The following is a 26,179-nucleotide window of genomic DNA, read 5'->3' on the forward strand; positions in this document are numbered from 1 at the left end:
GAGCGCAGTAAAAGGTGGCAGTGGATGGCCATCGAGTTCAGCCGGTAGAACGACGGTCACACTTTTTCGACGGTCCGGCGACCGAGAGCGGTGCGACGGGGGAGCGCGTCAGCGGGGTTTGCGCGCCTCGACGACCGACGAGACGAGGTACTCGCTCAGGTCGCGCTCGTCGTCCCACTCTCGGATGAACGAGGCGCTCTCGTCTTTCGGTTCGATGGAGACCGCCTCGAACCCGGCCCGGTCGAGCATCGCTTCGAGGTCGGCGAACGTCGCCGCCCCCGAGACGCAGGCGGCCAGCGCCGCGGGGTTCTCGGTGACGTCCTCGGGGGACGGCGCGGTCTGGACGACGTCGGAGATGGCGACCCGACCGCCCGGTTTGAGCGCGCGGAACGCCTCCGCGAACACCTGTTGCTTGTCCGGCGAGAGGTTGACGACGCAGTTCGAGATGACGACGTCGACCGTCCCGTCCGCGACCGGGAGGTGTTCGATTTCGCCCAGTCGGAACTCGACGGCGTCGGTGTCGTTTCGGCGTGCGTTCTCGCGGGCCTTCTCGACCATCTCGGGGGTCATGTCGACGCCGACGACGTGGCCGGTCGGCCCCACCGCGTTGGCTGCGAGGAAGCAGTCGAACCCCGCGCCCGACCCCAGGTCGAGGACGGTCTGGCCCGGTTCGAGCGCGGCGATGGCCGTCGGGTTGCCACAGCCGAGACCGAGGTTCGCGCCGTCGGCGACCGCGTCGACGTCGGCGTCGTCGTAGCCCATCTCGCGGGACTGCTCGTCGACGCTCGACGAACAGCACTGGTCGGCGTCGTCCGCACCGTCTGCACCCCCGTCACAGCACCCGTCGGACGACTCCGTCGCGATAGCGGCGTAGCGCTCGCGGACGATGCGGCGCTGTTCGTCGGCGCTGCGGGCGGTCGCGCCCTCGCCGTCACTCATCGGTCGCACCTCGCACTTCGTCGAGGGTGTCGAGCAGTCGGGTCGCGACCGGGGTGGCGCTGTAGTACCGCCACCGGCCCTCCTTGCGCCGGTCGACCAGTCCCGCGCCGTGGAGACGAGAGAGCGCCTGACTGACCGCCCCCTGGCTCACGCCGAGCGCTGGCTGGACTTCACAGACACAGACACCGTCGTCGCCCGCCTCCGCGACGAGTCGCAACGCCTCGTAGCGCGTGTCGTTGCCGAGCGCCGAGAGCAGTCGCACGTCGGCCGCGACGCTCGCCTCGTCGATGGCGACACCGGTCGAACAGCACGCTGCGTCCGCCTCCTCGACCTCGCCCGTCTCGCCGGTCTCCTCACCGGCAGTCGTCTGCTGGCTCATTTTAGCTATCGCTAATATTAGCATCTGCTGATATAGCTGTTTCCCCGCTCACCAGAGTCGCGGTCGGTGAAGTGTCCAGTGCGCCGACGGGGGCGGCCGACACGTCGTAAATACCGCCTCGGAAACGCGGCGACCGATTCAGGGTCGCCCGTGCCGAGCGGTATCGTGGTGCGTGACCACACATGACGCAAGTAGAGGACGTCACCCGGCAGCTCCGACTCGACCGCGACGCGAAGGCCCAGCAGTTCTTCGAGCACGCGGCGTACAACCACTGGGACCCCTACGAGGACATCCCACAGGAGATGGTCGACGCCGACCGTCAGACCATCATCGACTACGACATCGCCGAGGAGGAGTTCGAGGAGTTGATGCTCGCGCTGGCGCTGTTCGGCGCGGGCGAGGAGGCGGTGACCGAGGACCTCGCCCCGCTGATGCTCGCGCTCGACGACGTGAACAAGCAGATGTTCGTCTCCTCGCAGATCTACGACGAGGCCAAACACACGCAGTTCTTCGACCGGACGTGGCGCGAGATAATCGTCCCCGCGGCGGAGGCCCACGGCTTCGACGTCACCTACCCGACCGACCAGCGCTTCTTCAACGAGGAGTACGTCGAACTGTTCGACCGCACGGAGACGGCGATGGAACGGCTGTTGACCGACGACACGCCCGAGAACCGCGTCAAGGCGTACTGCCACTACCACCTCGTCGTCGAGAGCGTGCTCGCCCAGACGGGCTACTACGGCCTCCAGTCGGCGCTGAGCGACCACGGCGACGACATCGCGGTCGGGGAGTTCCCGAACTCCGAGAGCGTCGCGACGGGCATCGGCTACATCCGCGCCGACGAGGGCCGGCACGTCGGCTTCGGGATGCACGAGATACGCCAGCACGTCCACGAGGACGGCGTCGACACCCAGGTCGTCCACGACACGCTGATGGACCTCATGCCGCTCGTCGCGAGCACGCTGAGTCGGTTCGGGGCGACGGTCGACCCGGTCGCGCTCGTCGACTACTCGCGGGACAAGTTCACCCGACGCATCGAGGTCCTGACGAACGAAGCCGCGGAGATACCCGACATCGAGACGCTGGTCGACCTCGACGCACAGGGGCCGGCGAGCGCCGACTGAGCCGTCGTCGCGGGCCTTCGCGGTCGGAACGCCGGCAGGACGGAACCGTTATCGGCGGGCCGCGACAGCCTCGGACATGGAACTCTCGGGCTACGACCACGCGACGGGCCGCCACTGTGGCTCGACGTCGCTGTCGAACCTCGCGCGCTACTACGACTGGGGCCTCGACGAGGCGACCTGTTTCGGCCTCGCCTCCGGACTGGGGTTCACCTTCTTCGAACTCGACGACTCGCCCCACCGCGCGTTCTTCGGTCGCCCCGTCTACCTCGAACGGGCGTTCTTCCACACGCTCGCCGTTCCCCACGAGGAACGTGAGGGTGCGGACTGGGCGGACGCCTGGGCCGACATCCGCTCGCGCGTCGACGACGGCCACCCGGTGCTGGTGTTCACCGACATCTACGACCTCGACTACTTCGACACGGACACCCACTTCGCCCCCCACTCGCTGCTCGTCGTCGGCTACGAGGACGACGAGGTGCTGCTCTCGGACAGCGAGTTCGACGAGCCACAGCGGCTCCCCGTCGAGCGCCTCCGCGCGGCGATGAACTCCCGGGCGATGGTGCCCCTGAACAACCGCTACATCACGGTCACCGACCCCGAACTCGGGACCGACCTCGACACCGCCATCGAAGACGCCACCGTCGAGATGGCCCGCTCGATGCTCCGACCCGGCGGCGGTCGGTTCGACCCCGGCCCCGTCGGCGTCCACGGCCTCGCCGGTATCCAGCGCCTCGTCTCGGACATGGCGTCGTGGACACAGCTCCCGGATCCGGCGTGGACGACACGCTTCGCCTACCAGAACGTCGAACGACGCGGCACCGGCGGTGGCGCGTTCCGCGGCCTCCAGCGCGACTTCTTCCGGACCGTCGACCACCCCTTCGGCGAGGAGACGACCCAAGAGATGGCCGCCATCGCCGACGACTGGACCGCCGTCGGGGAGACCCTGAAGGAGGCCAGCGAGGCCGACGACGACCGTGACCTGCGCGACGGCATCGACGAGGCCGCCGGCGAGATTCGCCAGCTCGCCGACCGCGAGGCGCGGCTCTACCAGTCGATTCTCGACACGGCGAACTGAGTCCAGACGAGCCGCCCTACTCGTGGTGGGTACCGGCCGTCCACGGCGTCTCGCCGGTGACGCCGCCGGTCTTGTACACTCCGCGAGCGGTGGCGACGTGCGTCCCGGTGCCGTCTTCGATGTCGACGGTGACCGTCGCCACGCTGTTGCCGTTGCGCGTCACCTCGGCCGTCGCGACGAGTCGCTCGCCCGTCGCGGGCGCGAGGTAGTCGATGCGCATGTCGATGGTCGGCGTCACCGTCTCGTTGAGTTCGACCACGGCCGCCCCGCCGATGGTGTCCGCGAGCGAGTACGCCACCCCGCCGTGCGCGATCATGCTTCCGGGGTTCGAGGAGTGTTCCTCGCGCAACTCGACGTGCCCCGTCGCTCGCCCCTCGCCCACCTCGTCGAGTTCGATGCCGAGGTGGTTGGCGAACGGGATGGAGTCGAAGAAGGCGTCGACGATGCTCATACCCGACGGTCGGGCGGTTCGGCCAAGGGCGTGTCGAAACGGGGGTCGATTGCGAGTGAAAGAAGCCGGAAGTGGAGCATCCGTGAACGAGCGCAGCGAGTTCGCGGCTCACCGCTCGGCACGCTCCGCGTGCCGAGCGGTCTTTTTAGTCCAGGTTTTTGCGCCGAGCGGTGGCGGCTCTGCCGCCACCCGAGGCGTAAAAACGTGGGTTGTTAGTCGTCGGCCGGGGCTGCGTCGCCGCTGGCCGCGCCCGCGGGGAGCGCGCCGTCGGGGACGACGCCGTCGTCGGTCCAGCCGCGCAGGTCGTAGTACTCCGAGAGGGCGTCGCTCAGTCCCGCGATGTCGTAGGGCAGGTCGTCGTCGGCCGCGCGGTCCATCCCGCGTTGGTTGTTGAAGTGGCGTTCGAGCGTGACGATGCGCTCGCCGACCGCGAGCAGTTCGTCGTAGTCGGCGTCGAGCAGCGCCTCCCAGCGCTCCTCGCGGACGTGCGAGGACGCGAACTTACAGAGGACGGCGGCGTCCTTCAGCGCGTTCTGGTTCTCGCGGTCGACGACGTGCTCGGCCTTCCCCTCGACGCCCTCGCGGTCGAGTGCGAGTTTCGGCGGCACCAGCGGGTACTCCAGCTGGTACATCTCGGCGTACATGTGGTCCGCACCTCGGTTCGAGGTGGCGAACGAGAGTCCCTGCCCGTTCAGCGTCCGGCCGTCGTGGGCGGCGAACTCCATGCCCTTCATCGACCAGTTCTCGACGCCCAGCTCCTCGTGACAGCGGTCGATACCCTCTGCGAGCGTGTCGCCGACGCCCTCGCGCAGCGCGATTGCCTCGATGAGTTCGTGGATGCGTTCGACGTCGCCGAACGCGTCTTCGCTCTTGAGCTGGGCGGCGATGACGTCGCCACAGGAGATGGTGTCGAGACCGTAGACGTCACAGAGGTCGTTGGACTTCATGATGGCGACGAAGTCGTCGACGTCCGCGTTCGACCCGAACGACATCACCGTCTCGTACTCGGGGCCCTCGGTCTCCAGGCCCGACTCCTCGTCGCGGGTCGGCAGTTTGCACGCGAACGCACACGACGAGCAGGTGCCCTTCTTGTACTTGTGCTCGATGACCGCGCCCGACCCGATGTCCTCCGCGCCCTCGAACTGGAGGTCCTCGAAGTACCGGGTCGGCAGCGCGCCGACGGAGTTGGCGTACTCGGTGACGGAGACGGTGCCGGCGTCTTTCATCGGACTGCCCGACTCGGAGGCCTCCTTGTGGACCTCCATCGTCGCCTCGCCCTCCACGAGCGTCTCGGGCGGTGACTCGCCGTCGAACGTGAGGAACTTCACGTTCTTCGCGCCGAGGACGGCCCCGAGACCGCCGCGTCCGAACGCGCGGGACTCGCTGGTCATGATGGAGGCGAAGCGGACCTCGTTCTCGCCGGCCGGGCCGACGACGGCGGTGTGCTCGGCGTCGAGGCCGTGTTCGGCTTCGATGTGCCCGAGCGTCTCGGGGACCGTCGCGCCCGCGAGGTCGGGGACCGGTTCGAACTCGACAGTGTCGTCGCGCACGTGGATGCCGACGAGGTCCTCGCTCTGGCCGACGACCTCGACCGCGGAGAAACCGGTCGCGAGGAAGTTCCGCGAGAGGAAGCCGCCCGCGTTCGATGAGCAGAGGCCGTCCGTGAGCGGCGACAGCGCCGTCGCGGACATCCGACCGGTGAAGCTCATCGTCGCGGTCTGGAGCGGTCCCGTCGCGAGGTAGAGGCGGTTGTCCTCGCCGAACGGGTCGGCGTCGAACGGGATGCGGTCGTGGGCGAGCGCCGTCCCGACGCCGCGTCCTCCGAGGTAGTCGGCGAGCACGTCGTCGATGGCGGACTCCTCGGCGGTCTGCGCGCTCACGTCGATCGTGAGCAGCGGGCCTTCGGCGTGAATCATACACCGATGCAACTGCCGGACCCGCATAAGCTCCCGCGTTTCAAATTCCGAACGACAACGAGACGAGAGGAGAGACGGTCAGTAGTACAGGACGTCGAGCAGGCGCTCGCGGAGGCCGGGGTCACCGAGCGACTCGGGACGTTCGACGGTGGTGCTCTCGTAGCCCGAGAATCGGAGTTCGGTGTGGGTTCGAGTCTGGTCCGTGACGTTTCCGTCCTCTCGAAGCACGAAGTTGAGCGTCTCGTCGACCGCGAGGAGTCGTCCGGTGTCACGGTCGAACGTGGCGACGATACGGTTCGGTCCGTCGGCCACCATCGAGTTGCGGAGGTCGACGGTGGTCGCGTTTCGAATCGCGACCGGGTCGGTGAGTTCGAGGGTGACGTTCTCGTCGGTCCGTTCGGCGACGCGCCACGGTTCGTCACCCGCTGGGAGACGCAGCGTGGTCGGGCACCGGAACCATCCGAGGTCGTCGGGGTCGGACCGCTCGACCAGCCACTTCGACTGCGTGTAGTCGTTCCGTTGGGCGAAGACGCCCTCTTGGAGGTACGCCCGGCCGGCGTCGTCGCCGAACGTGAAGTGGGCCGTGCCGCGACGCTGGCGATAGTTGATATCGCTGGTACACACCGACATCTGACGACCGCTGGTCGTGTTCGTGACTCGTGCGGCGGCGGTGTGGCTCTCCCGTCCGAGCGCCGTCCGTCCGGCTTCGAAGAGCACCACGGCGTCCGCGTCGGGGCTCACGTCCGTCGTCGTCGCCTCGTAGGGTCGGACGTCGACCGTCCGGACCGCGACGGTCCCGACGAGGAGAGCCGAGACGAACAAGCCAGCCAGCGCGAACCGTGGCACGTGCCGACGGAGCTGGGTACGAACCGACGCGGTACCGGTGACGTCGCGCGTCGGTTCCCCGACGAACCGACGGTAGGTGCGAAGGTGGGCGAGGATAGCGAGCGGCCGGACGACGGCACTCGTCGCCGCGACGATGCCGACGAACTGCCACGGACCGAGACCGTAGAACTGCAGCGCGACGAACGTCCCGACCACCAGCGGGCAGAGGCCCAGCAGCAGTATCACGAACCGAGCGAGAATCGCTCTCCCGTCCGACAGCGTCGCTCGAACGCTCTCGCGAATCGCCTCTCGTGCCGACCGACCGTCCAGCACGAGCAGGTCGACGAAGCCGAACGGCGCTCGTCCGACCCCCCATGCCACGAACAGCGAGAACAGGACGACCACACCGAGCACGTTCCGTCCGGTTCGCTCCTGTGAGGTCGGTGCCAGTGCGTACGCGGTCGCTTCGACACCGGTCAGCAACGCGAACGCGAGCGCACAGACCGGAACGACCGACACGACGACCAGCGGGAGCGCTGCGACGCGCTGGAGAAGTCGGGTCCGAGCCAGCGACCGGTAGTCGGAGATGACCGACCGGACGAGCACCCGCAGGGTCGCGGGCGTGGTCTGAACTGCTGCCGTATTGGAACGAACGAGGCCGTACCCACCGGCGGCGAGCGCCGGACCGACGACGAACCACAGCAGTTCGGCGAGGACGGCGACGGCACCGATCTCCACGACCTGGACGACGAGACCAGTCCTGGTTTCGAGAACGCCATCGGTGATGCCGGAGACGAGTGGTTCGAGAGCGACGACACCCGCAATCGCGAGCAGTTCGACCGCCCCGGCCAAGACGGCGAAGACGGCCATCGCTCGCGGTCGCGACCGGACGATTCCCCACACCGACCGACGAGACCCAGCCATACCTCTCGCGTCGTGTGACTGACAAAGAAACTGACGCTATTTGCGACCTACTCGGGGTGACAGAACACCATCGCGTCGCGGACGGACTCGCGGTCGCCCAGCAGCGTGATGCGGTCGCCGCGTTCGAGCGTGAAGTCGGCGTCGGGCACCTGCACCTGGCCGTTGCGTGCGACCAGCGCGATGAGACAGCCACCGGGGAGTTCCGGGCCGACCTCGCGGACCGACCGGCCGACGAGTTCGTCGGCGGTGACCTCGATCTCCTGGACGTCGCCGCTCTCGCCGATGCCGGAGGTCCACTTCGCGAGCGCGGGCCGTTCGATGAGGTTGTCGATGGCCTGGGCCGTCGCGGTGGTGGGAGCGACGGTCCGGACGCCGAGGTCCTCGAAGGCGTCGACGTTGTTCGCGTTGTTCACCCGCGAGATGATGGTCTCGATGTCGAACCGCGAGTCACCCAGTTGGGAGACCAGCAGGTTGACGTCGTCGTCGCCGGTGGCGGCGACCAGCGTGGACGCGTTGCCGGCCCCCGCGGCCTGCAACACGTCGATGTCGGTACCGTCGCCTTGGTGGACGGTGTGCCCGGCGTTACGGGCGAGCGCGAGCATCTCGTCGTCCTCTTCGACGATGACGACGTTCTCTCCTCTGTCTTCGAGGCGGTCCGCGAGCGCACGGCCCACGGTCCCGCCTCCGATGATGATTGCACGCATTGGGATGATGTCGAGGTACTCTGCGATGTACCGGGCGAGGCCGGCCTCGAACACGACCGTCGCCAGGATGACCAGGAACACGGTGCCGACCAGCAACGTGGCGGCGTTGTCGAGCGTCTCCGCCTCCGCCGCCGTCGCGGTGACCTCGCCGGCACGGATGGCGGCGGCCTCCGCCCGAAGTTCGACGGCGAACAGCGTCGCGACGGACGCGGGGATGATACCGCGTGGTCCGACGAAGCTCATGAACAGCTTCTCGCCGGTCGTGAAGCGATTGCCGACCGTCGAGACGAACACCAACAGCGGACGGATGACGAGCGCGACGACGAGCACGACGATCAGGCCGCCGACGCCGAGGTCGATGACCTCCTGTGGCTGGAGCAGCGCCGCCAGCGCGATGAACACGAACGAGAGGACGATGAGCGTCACGTCGCCCTTGAAGTCCGTGATGTCCTCCTCGTAGGGCAGGTCGGCGTTGCCGAGCAGGATACCCGCCGCCGCGACGGCTGGCAGGCCGGCCTCGGTGGCGAAGTAGTCCGCTGCACCGTAGGCGACGAGCGCCCCCGCCAACACCAGCAGACGGGCGTTCTGGGGAGCGTTCTGCGGCGAGAGGTCGACGTAGCGGATGGCGTAGTACAGCACGCCGGCGACCGCGACGCCGACGAGCAGACCGACGCCGAGTCGGTTGACGAACCCGGCGACGATGCCGCCCTCGCCGATGTGGCCGATGACGACCTCGAAGACGACGATGGCGATGATGGCCGCCGTCACGTCGTTGACGATGCCTTCGGTCTCCAGCGCCGCCTCGACGCGGTCTCGCGCCGGGACGACCTCCAGGATGGGGGCGATGACCGTCGGCCCGGTGGCGACGAGCAACGCCCCGATGAGGAAGGCGACGTCCCACTCCGCGGGGAGCGCGTAGCGGACGACGATGGCGGTTCCGATGAGCGCGATGACCGCACCGACGGTGACGAGACGGATGGTCTCGGCCGGCGCTTCCCGAAGCTTGTCGATCTTGAGGTGGAACGCCCCCTCGAAGACGATGATAGCCACGGAGAGACCGACGATGGCCGAGAGCCCCTCGCCGAACGTCGACTGCGAGATGATGGGCTCCTCGAGGACGAACCCCGAGATGGGGCCGAGCACCAACCCGGCGGCGATGAGGAAGATGATACTCGGGATTCGGAACCGGTCTCCGAGAATCTGTGAGACGACACCGAGTGCGATGATGCCGGCGACGAGGGGGATGAGTTCACTGGCCACTGTTGCGGGTCCTCGCCGAAGTCGTCGTTCCCGACCACTAAACCCTCACCGGTTCCATCCGCTGATTTGCGCCCGACTCGCGGCGACAAACCGACCGAACGTCCAGATATTCCTACTCGAACACGCCGGACGGGCGTTAACCGTCGGGGCGACGGGCGACGAACCGTGCGGGCGCGCCGTCGCCGTCGAACTGCAGCGGGAACCCCGACACCCAGACGCGTTCGCCCGCGACGGCCCCGAGTCGTAAGTTCTCGACGACGGGGACGCCCGCTTCGAGCAGTCGACGGTGGACGGGGTACGGGTCCTGGCCCGAGCGCAGTGCCCGCGGACGGTCCGGGCTGAGCGTGTCCGTCCCGAACAGTTTCACGCCTCGGTCGAGGAGCCACGTCGCCGCCTCGGGGGCCAGCCACGGGTACTCGTGGTAGGCGTCGGTCCCCCGACGCTCGGCCCACCCAGTGTGGACGAGAACGACGTCGCCCGGACGAACGGCGTGGTCGCCCAGACCGGCGCGCAACGCGGGGACGTCGAGTTCACGGGCCGTCCCACACGGGGCGTCGACGACGACCGCCTCGCCGGCGAACGTCTCCAGCGAGAACGCGTCCAGCGTCGCGCCGCCGTCGAGGACGTGAGCGGGCGCGTCGACGTGCGTCCCGGCGTGGGAGGGGACGTCGAAGCGCGTCACGGTCACGCCGTCGTCCGCGACCGACCGCTCGCGCTCGAAGCGCGGCGGGGCGAGCGCCGTCGAGTGGTCCATCCCCGGTCCGAACGGCTGGGAGAGGTCGACCCACATCGGTCGCGGTTCGTGGCCGACGACGATAAACGCCGACCCGGGCCGCGACTGGTCGCACCGCCGCGTCTACCGCCGCGTCTCACCGGCGCGCCGCGCTGTCGCGGTCCCCGGCACGTCGCGCTGTCGCGCTCCACCGCCCCGCCGCAAGCGGTATGTCACCACCGTCCACACAGCGGGTATGCGTGGCGAACGTCTCGACGCCTACTGGTTCCACGAGCGGGAGTGGGAGAGCTACGACGCGCTCCAGGACGCCTTCGAGTGGACGGTGCCCGAGCGGTTCAACCTGGCCGACTACGTCTGTGACCGGTGGGCCGACGACGTTGACGGCGACCGGGTGGCGCTGTACGCCGCGAGCGACGAGGACGGCCACGACGAAACCGTCACCTACGCCGACCTCGCCGACTACACGAATCGGCTCGCGGGCTATCTGGCGAGTAGGGGCGTCGAACGCGGCGACCGCGTGGGTGTCCACGCCCCCCAGACCCCCGAGACGGCCATCGCCCACATCGCGGTCTGGAAACTCGGAGCCGTGAGCGTCCCGCTCTCGACGCTGTTCGGGACCGAGGGTCTGCGCTACCGACTCGCCGACTCGGGGGCCGTCGCCTGCGTCAGTTACGGCGAGCACGTCGAGACGCTCCGTGAGGTCCGCCCGGAGACCGCCATCGAGACCGTGGTGACCGTGGATGCCGACCCGGAAGGCGACGAACACGAGTTCTGGGCGGCCATCGACGCGGCCACACCGGTCGACGGCGCTGTCGACACCGCCGCCGAGGAGGACGCCATCGTCATCTACACCTCGGGGACGACGGGCGACCCGAAGGGCGTGCGCCACGCCCACCGCGTTCTGCTCGGTGACCTGCCGGTGTTCCTCACCTCGTTCTGCAACCTCGACCTGCGCGACGACGACGTACTGTGGACCCCCTCGGAGTGGGCGTGGGTCGCCACGCTGTTCGACGTGGTGTTTCCGGGACTGTTCTACGGCAAGCCGGTCGTCGCCTACGACGGCGGGCCGTTCGACCCCGAGACGGCGTTCGACATCGTCGAGCGCTACGACGTGTCGCTGTTCTTCGCACCGCCGACGGCGCTACGGATGATGGTGCAAGCCGACCCGTCGGCGTACGACCTCTCCAGCGTGCGCGTCGTCCCGAGCGGTGGCGAGTCACTGGGCGAGAGCATCGTCGAGTGGGCCGAGACGACGTTCGAGGGCGCGGCGGTCCACGAGGCGTACGGCCAGACTGAGGCGAACATGCTCGTCGGTGACTGCACCGCCCTCACCGAGTTCCGCGAGGGGACCATCGGTCCGGCCGGACCGGGCCACGAGGTCGCCGTTCTCGACCCCGAGACGCGCGACCCGCTCGGCCCCGGCGAAGTGGGCGAGATAGCCGTCCGCTACGAGGACGACCCGGTCTGCTTCGTCGAGTACCTCGGGAAGCCCGAAGCGACCCGCGGAAAGGTGCGAGACGGCTGGCTGCTCACCGAGGACCTCGGCGAGATGGACGCCGACGGCTACGTGACGTTCCTCGGACGCACCGACGGCGTCATCATCAGCGCGGGCTACCGCATCGGCCCCGTCGAGATCGAGGAGGCGCTCGCGACCCACCCTGCCGTCGCGAACGCGGGCGTCATCGGCGTTCCCGACGACGAACGGGGCGAGGTACCCAAGGCGTTCGTCGTGCTCGCCGACGGCGTCGAGGGCTCGGACGACCTCGTCACGGCACTCCGCGACCACGTCAGGGGGCGGCTGGCGAAGTACGAGTACCCGCGAGCAGTCGAGTTCGTCGACGGGTTGCCGACGACCGAGACCGGGAAGCTCCGGCGGGCGTCGCTCGAAGAGCGGGAGGGGCTCAGGTAGCGCGCTCAGTCGTCGGTGTCGTCGCCCTCGTCGTCATCGCTATCGTGGCCCTCTCGACCCTTCCCCCCCGGACCGCGGCCCGTCGCCTTCAGCACGACCGGGTTGACGGGTGCGCCGGTGGCGCGTTCGACGTTGAGCGGTGCGGCGACGAACAGGAAGTCGTAGATGCCGTCCGCGGCGCAGGCCGCCCCGAGGTCTTCGAGCCAGAGGATCTCGTTGAGCGTCACGCCGAGGTTCCGCAGGAACGCACCGTGCAGCGGGATGACGTAGGTCTCGCCGTCGATTACCTGCGCCACCTTCTCGACGGCGAGGTTGTCCGCACCGATGTACGGGATGTCCTTCTCGTACACCCACTCGACCAGTTCCTCGCTGAAGACGATGCCCGCCTCGCCCAGCGGTGCCCACGCTGCCTCGGGGTCGCGGGTGCGAGCGGTCGAACCGGTCCGAATCAGGAGGATGTCGCGGTCCTCGACGTCGACGCCCTGGGCATCGGCGGTGTTGAGCAGGTCCTGGAGGGTGATCTCGTAGCCAAGCGGGAGGCGGTGTTGCTCGTCGCTCTCCTCGGCGTACCGGCCAACGTCGAGCAGGACGCCGCGGCCGGCGATGCCAGCGTCCGCGGCGTTCGTGATGGCGGCCCTGTCGAGACCGGTCGTGGTGTCGAACGGTTCGAGGCTGGCCTGCTCGCTCTCCTCGACGACGGCGTCCGTGGTCCGCGTCCCGTCGAGGGCGGTGTCGAACGACTTCTCGGCGCCCGTCGTCGCGGCGTCGAACCCGTTGTACAACTGGTCGCCGTACCACGCGTGACCGAGCGCGTCGACGTGGGTCGTCCCCTGTAAGAACAGGTCGGCGGCGAACTTATCGTCCGCGAACCGCACCCCACCGGCGACCGGACTCCCCTCGGGCGGCGTCGTGTTCGTCCGGCGACCGGGGGTTCGGGGCGGGAACGCCGGGTCGCCCACGTCGGTGCTCGGGAACTGCGGGTCGCTCCCGTCGCCCGGCGCGAGCACCGTCTCGGGGTCGGCCGGGTCGGGGTTGATGACCTCGCCGGTCACAGGCAACTGGAGCGTGAACCGGCCGATGTTCGTCGGGCCGCCGCGGATGGTCGTCAGCATCCCCCGGAACGCCGCCTCGCTGTCGAGCAGGTTGAGCGCGCCGAGTTCGTCGTCCTCGCCCCAGCGCCCCCAGTTGTCCGGAAGCCCGTCGAGCAGGGCTGCCACGTCGGCGGTGTTCTCCTGTGCGGCGACCGCTTCGAGACTCGTCCCACCCGCCGCCAGCGCGAGCGCCGCGCCACACCCCTGCACGAAGCCGCGTCGGTCGAGCCGTCCTGTACACTCGTCGTGGTCGTGAGAGTGGTCACTCATGGTCGTCGTGGCGCGTGAGCAGTGGTGCCACGTGACAGTACCAATCGCGAGATAGCTATTAAATATACACTAAATCTAGTTAGAAATAAATAGGTCCCGTCGCGAGACAGTCCCTTCGCTCTGCCAGTCCCGGCCGTCGTCTCGGCGACTACTGGTCCCGGTCGCGATAGTCGAGGTAGCCGAGCGCCCCGCGGGCGTTGACGCGCGCCTCGTCGCGGGCCTTGCGCTCGCTCCAGACGTCGGCCATCTCCGTCTCCCTCTGGAGATGTTCGATGACCGCTTCGTCGTCGCCGAACTCCTCGCGGGCGGCCTCGACCGACGCGACCCACTCGGGGAGAACCGTCTCGTAGCGTGCCAGCAGGTCGTCGGTCTCGGCGGGGCCGAAGTGGGTGTAGAGGAGCGTCTCGGGGTCCAACTCGCGCAGCGTCTCCACGTCCGCCAGCGCCTTCTCCAGGTGGAACTGTGCGGGTGGCGTCGTCTCGACGACGTCGTCCAACTGCGGGACGTAGATGCCCGCGGCGTCGGCGGTGAACACCGCGTCGTTCGCCGGGTCCTCGAAGACGACCTGGTGCGGGGCGTGGCCCGGCGCGTGGTGGACGCGCAGTTCGTGGTCGCCGAGGTCGACGACGTCGCCGTCGCTCACCTCGCGGATGCGCTCGTGGGGAATCGGTATCGGCTCGGCGTAGAACTGCCACTGGTCCTCGATGGCGGCTTTGGTCCCCTCGACGAGTCGCGAGGGGTCGGCGAGGTGGGGTGCGCCGATGTCGTGGACGACCACCTCGGCGTTCTCACACTCGCGCGCGAGGTGACCCGCCCCGCCCGCGTGGTCGAGGTGGACGTGCGTGACCGCGATTACTTCGAGGTCCTCGTGGGCGATGCCCACCTGCTCGATGGCGTCGAGGATGTCCTGGTGGCGCGTCCCGAGGCCCGTCTCGACGACCGCGGGGCGCTCGGCGTCGAGGATGTAGGCGCCGCCGTACGACGGCGTGTCGTACATCCCCACGTCGAGGAAGTAGAGGTCCTCGCAACTGCCCGTCTGGACTTCGAAGAGGTCACCGATGGCCATGTCGGGACTGAGGTCTGAACTGGTGAAAAGTTGGTCGGGTCGGGGAGTGGTCAGACGGCCTCCGTACGCGCTCGACGGAGTCGACCGGGGAGGGAACACCTCTGACGCTCCGGGGCCGACCCTCGCCTCTCCAGTCCGCCAGAAACTGCACCGAATCCTACTGCTAGTTCGAACCACAGATGCGACACGCCTTTGCCCGAACCGACGGAACCGCAGCGTATGCTCAGCAGACAGTTCGTCCGGGAGAACCCGGAGGTGGTCCGCGAGGCCCTCGAGAACAAGGGCGTCGACGACGTGGACCTGGACCACGTCCTCGAAGTCGACGACGAGTGGCGCGAGTTGAAAGCCCGCGGCGACGACCTGCGACACGAACGCAACGAGGTCAGCCAGCGCATCGGCGAACTCAAACGCGAGGGCGAGGAGGAGGCCGCCCAGGAGGCCATCGACCGGTCGAGCGAGTTGAAGGAGGAACTGGACGTCGTCGAGGACCGCGCCGACGAACTCGAAGGCGAGTTGGAGGCGGCGCTGCTCGAACTCCCGATGATTCCCGACGAGTCGGTGCCGGTCGGGGCGACCGAAGACGAGAACGTCGAACGCCGCCGCGAACTGTTCGAGGACCTGCGCGACGTCCCCGACGACGTGGTGCCCCACTACGACCTGGGCGAGGACCTCGACATCCTCGACTTCGAACGCGGCGCGAAGGTCAGCGGCGGCGGGTTCTACTTCCTGAAGGGCGACGGCGCACGCCTCGAACACGCGCTCGTCCAGTTCTTCCTCGACGTCCACCGCGAGCAGGGCTACGTCGACGTCTACCCGCCCGTCCCCGTCAACTCGCGGTCGATGACCGGCACCGGCCAGTTCCCGAAGTTCGTCGACGACGCCTACCGCCTCGGCGGGGCGAACACCGAGGCGTACGACGACTCGGACCTCTGGCTCTGTCCGACCGCCGAAGTCTCGGTGACGAACATGTACCGCGACGAGATCCTGCTCGACGACGACCTCCCGCTCAAACACCAGGCGTTCTCGCCGAACTTCCGCCGGGAGGCCGGCGAGCACGGGACCGAGACCCGCGGCATCGTCCGCGTCCACCAGTTCAACAAGGTGGAGATGGTCCAGTTCGTCGACCCCGAGGAGAGCTACGAACGCTTCGAGGAACTGCTCGACGACGCCGAGGAGGTGCTGCGACGGCTGGGTCTGCCCTACCGCATCCTGGAGATGTGTACGGGCGACCTCGGGTTCACGCAGGCGAAGAAGTACGACATCGAGGTGTGGGCTCCCGCGAACGACGACGAGGAGGACTGCCCCGAGGAGGGCGGGCGCTGGCTCGAGGTGTCGTCGGTGTCGAACTTCGAGGACTTCCAGGCCCGGCGTGCGGGCATCCAGTACCGCCCCGAGCGCCACGGGAGCGCGGAGTACCTCCACACGCTCAACGGGTCGGGCCTCGCCCTGCCCCGCGTGATGGTCGCCATCCTGGAGTACTACCAGAACGACGACGGGACGGTGACGGTCCCGGAAGCGCTCCGCCCGTACATGGGCGGTCAGGAGGTCATCGAGGGCCACGACCCGGTCGGTGAGAGCGCGCTCGGCAGCGGCGAGCGCGAGTAGGCGGACCCCTCGACCGCTCCCGTCGGTCGCGAGCCGTCAGTGCGTGTACGTCGTGAGCCGTGCGAACCGACCGGCTTCGACGGTGAACACGTCGACGAACCCGAACCACTCGCTCCCATCCGCCCGGAGCAGTCGTCCGCGGACCGCGACCTCCCGAGAGCCGTCCCCCGTCTCCTCGTCCGAGTACACCGCGTCGAGTTCGTGGCTCGTGTCGGTCTCGGGACGCTCCTCGCGCATGAACCGGACGAACCGCTCGCGGCTCTCGATGGTCCGGTCGGGCCGGTCGTGGACGAACGAGGCCGCGAGCAGGTCGGCGAGCGCGTCGTACTCGCCGTCGTCGACGTGGCGATAGTACGCGCGAGCGAGGGATGCGAGGTCCATGGACCAGCATCGACGCTCGGCGACAAAAACGCTCAGGGCAGCGACGCGCGTGGCCCCGCGAACGCGGCGCTTTTAGCGAGGCGTCGGCAACTCGGGGTGTGGACCTGCACGTCCGGTACGAGGGCGACGACGACCCGAAGAAGTGTAGCGCCCGGAAGCTCGCACGCTTCGACCTCACCGAGCTCCACCGCTCGGCACGAGCGACACCGACCGGTATCGTGCTGAACCCGTTCGCCGAGCAGGCGCTCGCACCGGGCGACGCCGACCCCACGGTGGAGGAGTCGGGCTTCGACACGCTCGTCGCGCTCGACTGCTCGTGGGAGACCGCAGAACGTGAGGCGTTCGACCTGCGCGGCCGCCACCGTGCGCTCCCCTTCCTCGTCGCGGGAAACCCCGTCAACTACGGGACGCCGTTCCAGTTGAACACCGTCGAGGCGTTCGCGGGCGCACTCTGCATCCTCGGCGAGCGCGAACAGGCCGAAGCCATCCTCTCGAAGTTCCGCTGGGGCCACACCTTCCTCGAACTCAACGAGGAGCCGTTGCGTCGCTACGCGGCGTGTGCGAACTCCGAGGAGGTGGTCGCCGTCCAGCAGGAGTACCTCGACGCGGCCGACGACCAGAGCGACGGCTGACCGGCGAACGAGCGACACCAGCGACGAGGACGGCTCAGGCCGAGGACGCCGCGAGGTCGGTCAACCGTTCGCGGACGACCCAGGGCGGCGAGATGTGGTCGAGGTCGGACTCCAGTTCGAGCGCCGCGAGCGCCGTCTGCCCCGCCTCGGTGTCGGGGCGGGCCAGCGCGTGGTAGATGTACGAGAGCCGCAACAGGGCTCGTGCGCGCTCGACGTCGGTGTCGCCGTGGACCCGGAACACCGTCCGCCCGGACGCGGGCGTGACCGGGTCGGGCGTCGTCCACCGGGCGTCGACCAGCGGGTCGTGGAGCACGCGGCCGAACGTCACCGCGACCCGACCGCCGAACGTCGCGGCCCCGACCTCGCGGGTACCGAGCGAGAACACTCGGCCGCCGCTCCTGCCGGGTGTGACGGTCACGCCAGGCCAACGGCTCACCTCGTCGACGAGGGTCTCCATACGGAGGGACGTATCTGATTCGGTACGAGAACTCATACCAGGGAGTAGGCGGTACGGGATATTAAGCTACGCTGTAGAATCGAGCGAGCGACCCGCTCGCTTCGGTCTGAAGGTATCTCGGGCGATGCTGTCCGTCGAGGTGCCGCCCGCAACCGGTTCTGCCAGTCCGTCGGTACGTTCCGTCGGTCGTCACCACCGGAATCCGCGACTGTCACCGGGGACGAGTGGACTGGTCGGGAGTCCGGTGGGGACGTCGGGGTCGTTGTAGTCGCTCGGTGCGAGGTCGTTCGGGCCGTCGGCGTAGAACTGCGCGGCGAGCAGTTGGTTCTGCCCGCGCCCCACGTCGAGTTCGAACTGACCGCCGCCGTACAGCGTCACGTCGCGGTCGAGCGCGTACTCCACGCTGTCGAACAGCGACTCGACGGTGCCGAACCGGGAGGGTTTGACGTTGAGCCAGGACGGTTCGAACGGCAGGTCGCGGATGGAGTCGACGCCCGTGATGGGCGCGTCCCACGAGATGCGGTCGGCCGCGGCGTCGACTATCGAGCGGGTCTCGTCGGTCAGCGCCGGGTCCTCGACGACCGCGTCGGGGAAGCCCTCGACGACGCGTTCGTACAGCGCGGCGTCGGGTTCCTGGTCGACGGTCGTCCCGTGGTACTGGCCCTTCAGGTCGAGGATGCGAACCGGGTAGTCCGCGAGCGCGTCGACCAGCACGTCGTCCCACTCGCCCGTCGGGTCGAGTTTGAACTCGGTGTCGGGGTAGGCGTCGAGGATGGCGTCGAGACGGTCGGTGCTCGGGTCGTCCCCGAGACGCGTCGAGACGACGAACCGCATCGGCTCGGGGTCGCGGTCGAGCACGCTCGCGAGGTCGGTGTCGGCCTGGCGCAGCGCGAGGTCGAGTCCCGCGCTCTCGAATCCCCAGCGACGGTAGTGGTGAGAGACCTCCCGTTCGGGTGGCTCGGGGAACAACGCGACGTCGTCCAGCCGCTCGGAGAACTCCGCCAGCGTGTACTCCCCCGCGAGGTCGACGTCGAACCCGACGAGTCGCTCGTGGTCCTCGGTGTCGTACGTGACGTCCTCGCCCTTCCCCGTCTCGCCCGCTCCCGACAGCGCGATGGTCGTCGTCACCCGGTCGAACCCCGAGGAAGTCGCCCGCTCCTGCGTGGTTCGCTCCTGTTCCTCGACGACCAGCGACAGGTCCGCGAGACGGTCGTACAGTGGCATACCGACACGTGGAGCGGGGCCGGCTTACCGTTTGGTGTGGAGACGACCGACGAGGCGGACGAGGAGCGACGACGGCCACCACCGACCACGGGCGGGACTGGAAGGGGCGGCGCTCTCGAAGAAGCACGACGAAGCGAGCACCGCAGGAGCGAGTGAAGCGAGCGACGAGAAGCACAGCGAGTCGCGCGAATCGAGAGCGCCGGGGCTTCCGAGGTCACCACGTCGGTGACTCGGGCGAGAACGGGACGGGTATCGAACGCTCGCCGGCACTCGCAATCCTTAACCGCGCCCGTCAAGAGAATCGCACATGGCCAGTTTCGAGGAAGCAGAAGCGCGGACGCTCAGCAAGATGATCTGCATGCGCTGTAACGCCCGCAACTCCCAGGACGCGAACAAGTGTCGCAAGTGCGGCTACAAGAACCTCCGCCCGAAGGCGAAGGAACGCCGCGCGGTCTAAGGACCACCACGTTCTGTTGCGTTCACTCGCCCCCTTCGAGCGCTCGCTGTCTGGCAACGCCTGGAGCAAAAGCGCTCTATCATCCTCTCAGTCGTTGCGCTCTCCCGAGGGTTCAGTCGGGCCGTTCGCTCGCGATACAGTTCACAGAAGAGCTATCTGTGGACGGAGACGCTACTCGTCGAGCTGAATCTTGACGAGTTGCGAGTAGACCTCCTGTTGTCGGTGTTCGTTCGCCTCTCCCACGATCGAACCGATACGCCACCCTAGATTCTCCCAGGTCAACGTCCTGAGGGTCTCTTCGCCGTACTCTTTGCCGTCGACTGCGTCGTTCCAACCCTTCTTGAACCGACCCCGGCGGTAGTTCCGCTCTGGGTCGACCTTTCGGACGTCTTCGTCGTAAGAGAGCCCGTCGATCATCGTTCGTGCGACAGTTCGTCGTGCTATCAGGTATAGCTACTCCCGAGGAGCTTCGAGGTCGTCGGTGGCCGAACACTGCCGACGAGCGGTCCCGCGACCGCTCCGCGACTCCACTTTCACCCTGCCAGCGTACCCCTCAAGTACGCTCGACTCCACCATCGGACAATGAGTGACGCTGGGTCTCCGTTGCAGCCCGACCGGCCGGGGAAGGACCGACCGTTCCGCGTCGAAGCGCCGTTCGACCCCGCCGGCGACCAGCCGGAGGCTATCGAACAGTTGGCCGCGGGGTATCGGCAGGGGATGGACGAGCAGACGCTGTTGGGCGTGACGGGGTCGGGCAAGACCAACACCGTCGCGTGGACCGTCGAGGAGATACAACAGCCCACGCTCGTCATCGCGCACAACAAGACGCTCGCCGCACAGCTCTACGACGAGTTCCGGAACCTGTTTCCCGACAACGCCGTCGAGTACTTCGTCAGCTACTACGACTACTACCAGCCCGAGGCGTACGTCGAACAGTCGGACACCTACATCGACAAGGACGCCTCCATCAACGACGAGATAGACAGGCTTCGCCACTCCGCGACCCGGTCGCTCCTGACGAGAGACGACGTCATCGTCGTCGCCTCGGTCTCTGCTATCTACGGTCTCGGTGACCCGCGCACCTACGAGGACATGGCGCTGCGCCTCGAATCCGACCAGGCCATCGACCGCGACGAGTTGCTGAAGAAGCTCGTCGACCTGAACTACGAGCGCAACGACGTCGACTTCTCGCAGGGCACGTTCCGCGTTCGCGGCGACACCGTCGAGGTGTACCCGATGTACGGTCGCTACGCCGTCCGCGTCGAGTTCTGGGGCGACGAGATCGACCGGATGCAGAAGATCGACCCGCTCGAAGGCGAGGCGAAGGGCGAACAGGAGGCCGTCCTCGTCCACCCCGCGGAGCACTACTCGCTGCCCGAAGAGCGCATGGAGGAGGCCATCACCGAGATAGAAGAGCTGATGCACGAACGGGTGAGCTACTTCGAGCGCTCGGGCGACCTCCTCGCGGCCCAGCGCATCGAGGAGCGCACGACGTTCGACGTCGAGATGATGCGCGAGACGGGCTACTGCTCGGGCATCGAGAACTACTCGGTACACTTAGACGACCGCCAGCCCGGCGACGCCCCCTACACCCTGCTGGACTACTTCCCCGACGACTTCCTCACCGTCGTCGACGAGTCACACGTGACGCTCCCCCAGGTGAAAGGACAACTCGCGGGCGACAAGTCCCGGAAGGACTCGCTCGTGGGCAACGGCTTTCGCCTGCCGACAGCGTACGACAACCGCCCCCTCTCGTTCGAGGAGTTCGAGGAGAAGACCGACGACCTGCTGTACGTCTCGGCGACCCCCGGCGACTACGAACGCGAGCAGAGCGAGCAGATCGTCGAACAGATCGTTCGGCCGACGCACCTCGTCGACCCGAAGGTCGAAATCTCGCCCGCCGAGGGACAGGTCGAGGACCTCATCGACCGCATCGACGGCCGTATCGAACGCGACGAGCGCGTGCTGGTGACCACGCTCACCAAGCGGATGGCCGAGGACCTCACCGAGTACCTCGAAGAGGCCGGTGTCGCCGTCGAGTACATGCACGACGAGACGGACACCCTGGAGCGTCACGAGTTGGTCCGTGGCCTCCGTCTGGGGGAGTTCGACGTACTCGTCGGTATCAACCTCCTGCGTGAGGGCCTCGACATCCCCGAGGTGAGCCTCGTGGCCATCCTCGACGCCGACCAGCAGGGGTTCCTCCGCTCGGAGACGACGCTCGTCCAGACGATGGGTCGCGCGGCCCGGAACGTCAACGGCGAGGTCGTCCTCTACGCCGACGACACCACCGACGCGATGGCCGCCGCCATCGACGAGACCCAGCGCCGCCGCGAGATTCAACGGGAGTTCAACGAGGAACACGGCTACACCCCCACGACCATCGACAAGGAGGTCAGCGAGACGAACCTGCCGGGGTCGAAGACCGACACGAAGAACGTCGCCAACGTCGACCCCGACAGCCCCGAGGAGGCCGAGGAGTACGTCGCGGACCTCGAACGGCGGATGAACGAGGCCGCCTCGAATCTGGAGTTCGAACTGGCCGCCGACATCCGCGACCGCATCCGCAAAGTGAGCGAGGCCTACGAACTGGACCGCGAGGAGGAGGGCGTCCCCGCTCCGGCCGAGGAGTTCTGAAGCGGCGTCAGTCGCTCGTCGCTTCGTCCTCTCCCTCGCCGTCGCCGTCGTATCCGTCGTCGAGCAACGCTTCTCGTGGCGTCGTGCCCTTGTCGTCGACGTACACGTCGGCGTAGCCCTTCTCCATCCGGATGCCGTGCCACTTGACGCCCCACTCGGTGAGACGAGCGACCGTGTCGTTGGCCGCGTCCCACGGCCGGGCCGTCCAGACGATGATGGTGTGTCCCGCGTCGTACTGTTCGTTGACCCAGTGGACCATCTCCTCGTCGGGGTCGGGGTCGGCCGCCGTCCGGTCGTCCTCCTCGCCCTGCGTGAGCGTGGCGTCGAAGTCGACCGCGATGTGCTGTTGTCCGTCCATGTCCAGTCGGTTCTCGGAGCACCCTCATGAGTCCGGGGCCGGCGACGGTACGGCCATCGGAGGACCGACACCGCCCCGACCAACCCCGGACGTGCCAGAGTGCAAATTGAATTGTCCTACAGCAACCACGCTTGGCAAACTTTATGCACCGTCACCGGGACGGAGGAGACACGGCGAACCGCCGTCAGAGGCCACGACACGGCAGACGGCGGCGAGTGGCGACACTACCGATGAGTCAACACACCACCGACGACGACGGACTACGCTCGACGGTCGAGCGCGCACGCACCGGCCACGAAGGGGTCGTCGACGAGGCGGCGGCGACCGACCTCGTCCGGACGGTCGAACGGAGCCTCCCGACCGACGCCGACGCCAAGGACCGGGACGACGCGCTCGTCGACGCCGCGAGTGCTCGCATCGAACGGGACCCCGCGTACGAACGACTCGCCGCGCGGGTCGCCCGCTGGCGGTACTACCGCCGCATCCTGGGGGCGGTCCCCGAGGACGACGCGGCACTCGCGACGGCCTACCGCGAATCGTTCCGCGAGACCGTCGAACGCGGCGTCGAGGCGGGGCGACTCGACGCTCGGATGACCGACTTCGATTTGGACACGCTCGAAGAGGCGCTCCGTCCGGAACTGGACGAGCGACTGGGCTACGTGGCGATGGAGACGCTCGTCCAGCGCTACTTCCTGCGGGTCGACGACGACCCGACCGAACTCCCGCAGGTGTTCTGGATGCGCGTCGCGATGGGCCTCGCGTTGAACGAGGACGACCCCACCGCACGGGCCGTCGAGTTCTACGAGGCGATGGCCCGCCTGCGGTTCGTCCCCTCGACGCCGACGCTGTTCCACGCCGGGACGAGCCACGCACAGCTCTCGTCGTGCTACCTGACGACGGTGCCCGACGACCTCGACGCCATCTTCGACGCCTACGGCGAGCACGCGAACCTCTCGAAGTGGTCGGGCGGCCTCGGCACCGACTGGACACCCGTCCGGGCGACCGGCGCGACCATCGATTCGACGGGCGTCGACTCCACCGGCGTCGTCCCGTTCCTCAAGATATCGAACGACGTGACCGCGGCCATCAACCGTTCGGGAAAGCGCCGCGGGGCGGCCTGCGCCTACCTGGAGTGCTGGCACCTCGACTTCCCCGCGTTCTGCGACCTGCGACGCAACACCGGCGACGAGCGCCGGCGCACCCACGACATGAACACCGCGGCGTGGATTCCGGACCTGTTCGTCCAGCGCGTCCGCGAGGACGGCCGGTGGACGCTGTTCTCGCCCGACGAGGTGCCCGACCTCCACGACAGCTACGGCCGCGAGTTCGCCGAGCGCTACGAGGCGTACGAGGAGCAGGCCGACGACGGAGAAATCGAGCAGTTCGAACGCGTCGACGCCGCCGACCTCTGGCGGACGATGCTCACCCGTCTGTTCGAGACCGGCCACCCGTGGCTCACGTTCAAGGACCCCTGCAACGTCCGCTCGCCACAGGACCACACGGGCGTCGTCCGCTCGTCGAACCTCTGTACCGAGATTACGCTCAACACGTCGGCCGAGGAGACGGCGGTCTGTAACCTCGGGTCGGTGAACCTCTCGCGGCACGTCGTCGTGTCGGAGGCGTCGAGCGCGGACGACGACACCGGGGCGAACGCGCGACTCGACCGCGAGCGCCTCGCCGACACCGTCGAGACGGCGATGCGGATGCTCGACGACGTCGTCGACCTGAACTTCTACCCCAGCGAGAAGGCCGAGCGCTCGAACCTGCGCCACCGTTCCGTCGGTCTCGGCGTGATGGGCTTCCACGACGCACTCACCGACCTCGGCGTCCCGATGGCCAGCGAGGAAGCCGTCGAACTCGCCGGCGACCTCCAAGAGCGCGTCGCGTACCACGCCATCCTGAACTCCTCGAAGTTGGCCCGCGAACGCGACCCGTACGACAGCTACGAGGGGTCGAAGTGGGACCGCGATATCTTCCCGCAGGACACCATCGAACGGCTCGAAGCCGAACGCGGCGAGTCGGTCGCCGTCGACCCCGAGGAGTCTCTCGACTGGACCGCGGTGCGCGAGCACGTTGCCGCCCACGGGATGCGCAACTCGAACACGATGGCCGTCGCACCGACCGCGACCATCTCGACCATCGCCGGGACGACGCCCTCGGTCGAACCGCGCTACTCGAACCTCTACGTCAAGTCGAACATGTCCGGGGAGTTCACCGTCGCCAACGAGCGCCTCGTCGCGGACCTGAAACGCGAGGGGCTGTGGGACGACGGGATGGTCGACCGCCTGAAGTACCACGACGGCTCCGTCCAGGAGATTCGGGAGGTTCCCGAGTCCGTCCGTGACCTCCACCGGGGCGCGTTCGAAATCGACCCGCGTCACCAGGTCCGAGTCGCCGCCCAGCGTGGCGTCTGGATCGACCAGAGCCAGTCGCTCAACGTCTTCTTCCCCGGCACGGACGGTTCGGTGTTGGACGACGTCTACCAGCGCGCCTGGGAGTCGGGACTGAAGACGACCTACTACCTGCGGACGCTCGGCGCGAGTCAGATAGAGAAGTCGACGCTCGACCTCTCGGAGTACGACGGGACGCAGTTCCGCGACAGCGCGGGCGACGGCCGCGACAGCGCGGGCAACAGCCACGACACCGGGGCGACCAGCGACGACACGGGCGGCGAACTCCCGAGCGTCGAGGACCCGACCTGCGACGCCTGCCAGTAGCGACACCGAGACGCATCGCCAGCCGACCAGCCCACCACACAGCCACCACAGATGCCGATTCTCGACACCGACGGAACCCACGACCCGAACAAGATACTGCCCATCGACTACGACTGGGCGCGCGAGTACTACCAGGCCGGCGTCGCTAACAACTGGACGCCCGAGGAGATACCGATGGGCGACGACGTCGACCAGTGGACGGGCGACGCGCTCACCGACGCCGAACGCCGCCTCGTCGAGTGGAACCTCGGGTTCTTCTCGACGGCGGAGTCGCTCACCGCGAACAACGTCGTCCTCGCCGTCTACGACCACGTCACCGCTCCCGAGTGTCGCCAGTACCTCCTCCGGCAGGCCTACGAGGAGGCCATCCACACGGACACGTTCATCTACTGCTGTGACTCGCTGGGGTTCGACCCCGAGTACCTCTACGGCATGTACGACCGCATCCCCGCCATCGAGGCGAAAGACGAGTTCGTCGTCGACCTGACGCGGGCGGTCGACGACCCCGCGTTCACCGTCGAGACGACCGCCGACGTCCGCGAACTGCTACGGGACCTCGTCGGGTTCTACGTCGTCATGGAGGGCGTGTTCTTCTACGCCGGGTTCGCGATGATGCTCGCGCTGAAACGCCAGAACAAGATGGTCGGCGTCGGCGAGCAGTTCGAGTACATCATGCGCGACGAGTCGCTGCACGTCAACTTCGGCGTCGACCTCGTCGGCCAGATACGCGCCGAACACCCCGAGGCGTGGACCGACGAGTTCGGCGCGGAGGTCGTCTCCCTCGTCACCGACGCCGTCGACCTCGAACGGGCCTACGCCCGCGAGGCGTGCCCGCCGGACGTGATGGGGATGCACCCCGAGAGCTTCGAGGAGTACGTCGAGTACGTCGCCGACCGCCGCCTCGGCCAACTCGACCTGCCCGCACAGTACGGGACGGAGAACCCGTTCCCGTGGCTCTCGGAGTCGGTCGACCTCAATAAGGAGAAGAACTTCTTCGAGACGAAGGTCACCGAGTACCGGAGCGGGGGGTCCCTGGAGTGGTGAG

At 68.0% G+C, this 26,179-nt stretch carries 23 protein-coding genes; 9 read left to right on the forward strand and 14 right to left on the reverse strand.

Features of this window, described 5'->3' with window-relative positions:
- Positions 1 to 108 precede the first annotated feature (108 nt).
- Entirely contained in the window at positions 109 to 939 is an 831-nt protein-coding gene (gene arsM / locus M1L36_RS10850) for an arsenite methyltransferase (RefSeq protein ID WP_250873753.1), read from the reverse strand.
- The gene (locus M1L36_RS10855) at positions 932 to 1,318 is read right to left on the reverse strand and encodes an ArsR/SmtB family transcription factor (protein ID WP_250873754.1); all 387 of its coding nucleotides are present in this window, start codon (positions 1,316 to 1,318) and stop codon (positions 932 to 934) included. Before M1L36_RS10855 ends, arsM begins: the two co-directional genes overlap by 8 nt.
- Positions 1,319 to 1,500: 182 nt before the next feature.
- Between M1L36_RS10855 and M1L36_RS10860 the strand changes: the two genes are divergently transcribed.
- Entirely contained in the window at positions 1,501 to 2,442 is a 942-nt protein-coding gene (locus M1L36_RS10860) for a ferritin family protein (RefSeq protein WP_250873755.1), read from the forward strand.
- A gap of 76 nt (positions 2,443 to 2,518) precedes the next feature.
- A complete protein-coding gene (locus M1L36_RS10865; RefSeq protein WP_250873756.1) occupies positions 2,519 to 3,517 on the forward strand; it encodes a BtrH N-terminal domain-containing protein in 999 nt (332 codons plus the stop codon).
- Between the two features lie 16 nt (positions 3,518 to 3,533).
- Here M1L36_RS10865 and M1L36_RS10870 read toward each other — a convergent pair whose 3' ends face one another.
- The 5 genes from M1L36_RS10870 to M1L36_RS10890 form a co-directional block, all read right to left on the reverse strand.
- Positions 3,534 to 3,968 (reverse strand): PaaI family thioesterase, encoded by a 435-nt coding sequence (locus M1L36_RS10870; protein WP_250873757.1) that lies wholly within the window; start codon positions 3,966 to 3,968, stop codon positions 3,534 to 3,536.
- A 212-nt stretch (positions 3,969 to 4,180) separates the two neighbouring features.
- On the reverse strand, positions 4,181 to 5,884 hold the full coding sequence (locus M1L36_RS10875) for an aldehyde ferredoxin oxidoreductase family protein (RefSeq protein ID WP_250873758.1): 1,704 nt from the start codon (positions 5,882 to 5,884) through the stop codon (positions 4,181 to 4,183).
- A 78-nt stretch (positions 5,885 to 5,962) separates the two neighbouring features.
- Entirely contained in the window at positions 5,963 to 7,633 is a 1,671-nt protein-coding gene (locus M1L36_RS10880) for a hypothetical protein (protein ID WP_250873759.1), read from the reverse strand.
- Between the two features lie 47 nt (positions 7,634 to 7,680).
- Complete coding sequence (locus tag M1L36_RS10885) at positions 7,681 to 9,597, reverse strand: cation:proton antiporter domain-containing protein (protein WP_250873760.1); 1,917 nt, start codon at positions 9,595 to 9,597, stop codon at positions 7,681 to 7,683.
- A 136-nt stretch (positions 9,598 to 9,733) separates the two neighbouring features.
- Positions 9,734 to 10,387: a cyclase family protein gene (locus M1L36_RS10890; RefSeq protein ID WP_250873761.1), complete on the reverse strand. Its 654-nt coding sequence runs from the start codon at positions 10,385 to 10,387 to the stop codon at positions 9,734 to 9,736.
- 178 nt (positions 10,388 to 10,565) lie between these two features.
- Between M1L36_RS10890 and M1L36_RS10895 the strand changes: the two genes are divergently transcribed.
- The gene (locus M1L36_RS10895; RefSeq protein WP_250873762.1) at positions 10,566 to 12,239 is read left to right on the forward strand and encodes an acetate--CoA ligase; all 1,674 of its coding nucleotides are present in this window, start codon (positions 10,566 to 10,568) and stop codon (positions 12,237 to 12,239) included.
- 5 nt (positions 12,240 to 12,244) lie between these two features.
- Here the strand turns inward: M1L36_RS10895 and M1L36_RS10900 are convergent, their stop codons facing one another.
- Positions 12,245 to 13,600, reverse strand: coding sequence for a cyclase family protein (locus tag M1L36_RS10900; RefSeq protein WP_250873763.1), 1,356 nt, complete (start codon positions 13,598 to 13,600; stop codon positions 12,245 to 12,247).
- 148 nt (positions 13,601 to 13,748) lie between these two features.
- Entirely contained in the window at positions 13,749 to 14,666 is a 918-nt protein-coding gene (locus M1L36_RS10905; RefSeq protein ID WP_250873764.1) for an MBL fold metallo-hydrolase, read from the reverse strand.
- Positions 14,667 to 14,885: 219 nt separating this feature from the next.
- On the opposite strand from M1L36_RS10905, the gene serS reads away from it, so the two are divergent.
- The gene (serS, locus tag M1L36_RS10910; RefSeq protein ID WP_250873765.1) at positions 14,886 to 16,271 is read left to right on the forward strand and encodes a serine--tRNA ligase; all 1,386 of its coding nucleotides are present in this window, start codon (positions 14,886 to 14,888) and stop codon (positions 16,269 to 16,271) included.
- 36 nt (positions 16,272 to 16,307) lie between these two features.
- Here the strand turns inward: serS and M1L36_RS10915 are convergent, their stop codons facing one another.
- On the reverse strand, positions 16,308 to 16,652 hold the full coding sequence (locus M1L36_RS10915) for a nuclear transport factor 2 family protein (RefSeq protein WP_250873766.1): 345 nt from the start codon (positions 16,650 to 16,652) through the stop codon (positions 16,308 to 16,310).
- Between the two features lie 98 nt (positions 16,653 to 16,750).
- Between M1L36_RS10915 and M1L36_RS10920 the strand changes: the two genes are divergently transcribed.
- Positions 16,751 to 17,284, forward strand: coding sequence for a DUF367 family protein (locus M1L36_RS10920; protein ID WP_250873767.1), 534 nt, complete (start codon positions 16,751 to 16,753; stop codon positions 17,282 to 17,284).
- 34 nt (positions 17,285 to 17,318) lie between these two features.
- Here M1L36_RS10920 and M1L36_RS10925 read toward each other — a convergent pair whose 3' ends face one another.
- The gene (locus tag M1L36_RS10925; RefSeq protein ID WP_250873768.1) at positions 17,319 to 17,777 is read right to left on the reverse strand and encodes a luciferase domain-containing protein; all 459 of its coding nucleotides are present in this window, start codon (positions 17,775 to 17,777) and stop codon (positions 17,319 to 17,321) included.
- A gap of 153 nt (positions 17,778 to 17,930) precedes the next feature.
- Positions 17,931 to 18,965 carry a hypothetical protein gene (locus M1L36_RS10930; RefSeq protein WP_250873769.1) on the reverse strand — a complete coding sequence of 345 codons (1,035 nt, stop codon included), beginning with the start codon at positions 18,963 to 18,965 and terminating at the stop codon, positions 17,931 to 17,933.
- 307 nt (positions 18,966 to 19,272) lie between these two features.
- Between M1L36_RS10930 and M1L36_RS10935 the strand changes: the two genes are divergently transcribed.
- Positions 19,273 to 19,422 carry a 50S ribosomal protein L40e gene (locus tag M1L36_RS10935; protein ID WP_250873770.1) on the forward strand — a complete coding sequence of 50 codons (150 nt, stop codon included), beginning with the start codon at positions 19,273 to 19,275 and terminating at the stop codon, positions 19,420 to 19,422.
- 171 nt (positions 19,423 to 19,593) lie between these two features.
- Here M1L36_RS10935 and M1L36_RS10940 read toward each other — a convergent pair whose 3' ends face one another.
- On the reverse strand, positions 19,594 to 19,839 hold the full coding sequence (locus M1L36_RS10940; protein WP_250873771.1) for a hypothetical protein: 246 nt from the start codon (positions 19,837 to 19,839) through the stop codon (positions 19,594 to 19,596).
- Between the two features lie 165 nt (positions 19,840 to 20,004).
- Here M1L36_RS10940 and uvrB point away from each other — a divergent pair, with 165 nt between their 5' ends.
- Positions 20,005 to 22,059 carry an excinuclease ABC subunit UvrB gene (gene uvrB / locus M1L36_RS10945; RefSeq protein ID WP_250873772.1) on the forward strand — a complete coding sequence of 685 codons (2,055 nt, stop codon included), beginning with the start codon at positions 20,005 to 20,007 and terminating at the stop codon, positions 22,057 to 22,059.
- 7 nt (positions 22,060 to 22,066) lie between these two features.
- On the opposite strand, the gene M1L36_RS10950 is transcribed toward uvrB, so the two are convergent.
- The gene (locus M1L36_RS10950) at positions 22,067 to 22,417 is read right to left on the reverse strand and encodes a hypothetical protein (RefSeq protein ID WP_250873773.1); all 351 of its coding nucleotides are present in this window, start codon (positions 22,415 to 22,417) and stop codon (positions 22,067 to 22,069) included.
- A 230-nt stretch (positions 22,418 to 22,647) separates the two neighbouring features.
- Here M1L36_RS10950 and M1L36_RS10955 point away from each other — a divergent pair, with 230 nt between their 5' ends.
- Positions 22,648 to 25,134 carry a ribonucleoside-diphosphate reductase subunit alpha gene (locus tag M1L36_RS10955; RefSeq protein ID WP_250873774.1) on the forward strand — a complete coding sequence of 829 codons (2,487 nt, stop codon included), beginning with the start codon at positions 22,648 to 22,650 and terminating at the stop codon, positions 25,132 to 25,134.
- Between the two features lie 51 nt (positions 25,135 to 25,185).
- A complete protein-coding gene (locus M1L36_RS10960; protein ID WP_250873775.1) occupies positions 25,186 to 26,178 on the forward strand; it encodes a ribonucleotide-diphosphate reductase subunit beta in 993 nt (330 codons plus the stop codon).
- Position 26,179 lies beyond the last annotated feature (1 nt).

This window comes from Halomarina rubra, assembly GCF_023699475.1.
GTDB lineage: Archaea > Halobacteriota > Halobacteria > Halobacteriales > Haloarculaceae > Halomarina > Halomarina rubra.

Coding starts and splice junctions, on each gene's coding strand:
- M1L36_RS10875 (WP_250873758.1), bottom strand. CDS start 5,884: ATGATTCACGCCGAAGGCCCGCTGCTCACGATCGACGTGAGCGCGCAG.
- M1L36_RS10930 (WP_250873769.1), bottom strand. CDS start 18,965: ATGCCACTGTACGACCGTCTCGCGGACCTGTCGCTGGTCGTCGAGGAA.
- serS (WP_250873765.1), top strand. CDS start 14,886: ATGCTCAGCAGACAGTTCGTCCGGGAGAACCCGGAGGTGGTCCGCGAG.
- M1L36_RS10960 (WP_250873775.1), top strand. CDS start 25,186: ATGCCGATTCTCGACACCGACGGAACCCACGACCCGAACAAGATACTG.
- M1L36_RS10865 (WP_250873756.1), top strand. CDS start 2,519: ATGGAACTCTCGGGCTACGACCACGCGACGGGCCGCCACTGTGGCTCG.
- M1L36_RS10900 (WP_250873763.1), bottom strand. CDS start 13,600: ATGAGTGACCACTCTCACGACCACGACGAGTGTACAGGACGGCTCGAC.
- M1L36_RS10880 (WP_250873759.1), bottom strand. CDS start 7,633: ATGGCTGGGTCTCGTCGGTCGGTGTGGGGAATCGTCCGGTCGCGACCG.
- arsM (WP_250873753.1), bottom strand. CDS start 939: ATGAGTGACGGCGAGGGCGCGACCGCCCGCAGCGCCGACGAACAGCGC.
- M1L36_RS10870 (WP_250873757.1), bottom strand. CDS start 3,968: ATGAGCATCGTCGACGCCTTCTTCGACTCCATCCCGTTCGCCAACCAC.
- M1L36_RS10890 (WP_250873761.1), bottom strand. CDS start 10,387: ATGTGGGTCGACCTCTCCCAGCCGTTCGGACCGGGGATGGACCACTCG.
- M1L36_RS10925 (WP_250873768.1), bottom strand. CDS start 17,777: ATGAGTTCTCGTACCGAATCAGATACGTCCCTCCGTATGGAGACCCTC.
- M1L36_RS10915 (WP_250873766.1), bottom strand. CDS start 16,652: ATGGACCTCGCATCCCTCGCTCGCGCGTACTATCGCCACGTCGACGAC.
- M1L36_RS10940 (WP_250873771.1), bottom strand. CDS start 19,839: ATGATCGACGGGCTCTCTTACGACGAAGACGTCCGAAAGGTCGACCCA.
- M1L36_RS10860 (WP_250873755.1), top strand. CDS start 1,501: ATGACGCAAGTAGAGGACGTCACCCGGCAGCTCCGACTCGACCGCGAC.
- M1L36_RS10855 (WP_250873754.1), bottom strand. CDS start 1,318: ATGAGCCAGCAGACGACTGCCGGTGAGGAGACCGGCGAGACGGGCGAG.
- M1L36_RS10935 (WP_250873770.1), top strand. CDS start 19,273: ATGGCCAGTTTCGAGGAAGCAGAAGCGCGGACGCTCAGCAAGATGATC.
- M1L36_RS10905 (WP_250873764.1), bottom strand. CDS start 14,666: ATGGCCATCGGTGACCTCTTCGAAGTCCAGACGGGCAGTTGCGAGGAC.
- M1L36_RS10950 (WP_250873773.1), bottom strand. CDS start 22,417: ATGGACGGACAACAGCACATCGCGGTCGACTTCGACGCCACGCTCACG.
- M1L36_RS10955 (WP_250873774.1), top strand. CDS start 22,648: ATGAGTCAACACACCACCGACGACGACGGACTACGCTCGACGGTCGAG.
- uvrB (WP_250873772.1), top strand. CDS start 20,005: ATGAGTGACGCTGGGTCTCCGTTGCAGCCCGACCGGCCGGGGAAGGAC.
- M1L36_RS10895 (WP_250873762.1), top strand. CDS start 10,566: ATGCGTGGCGAACGTCTCGACGCCTACTGGTTCCACGAGCGGGAGTGG.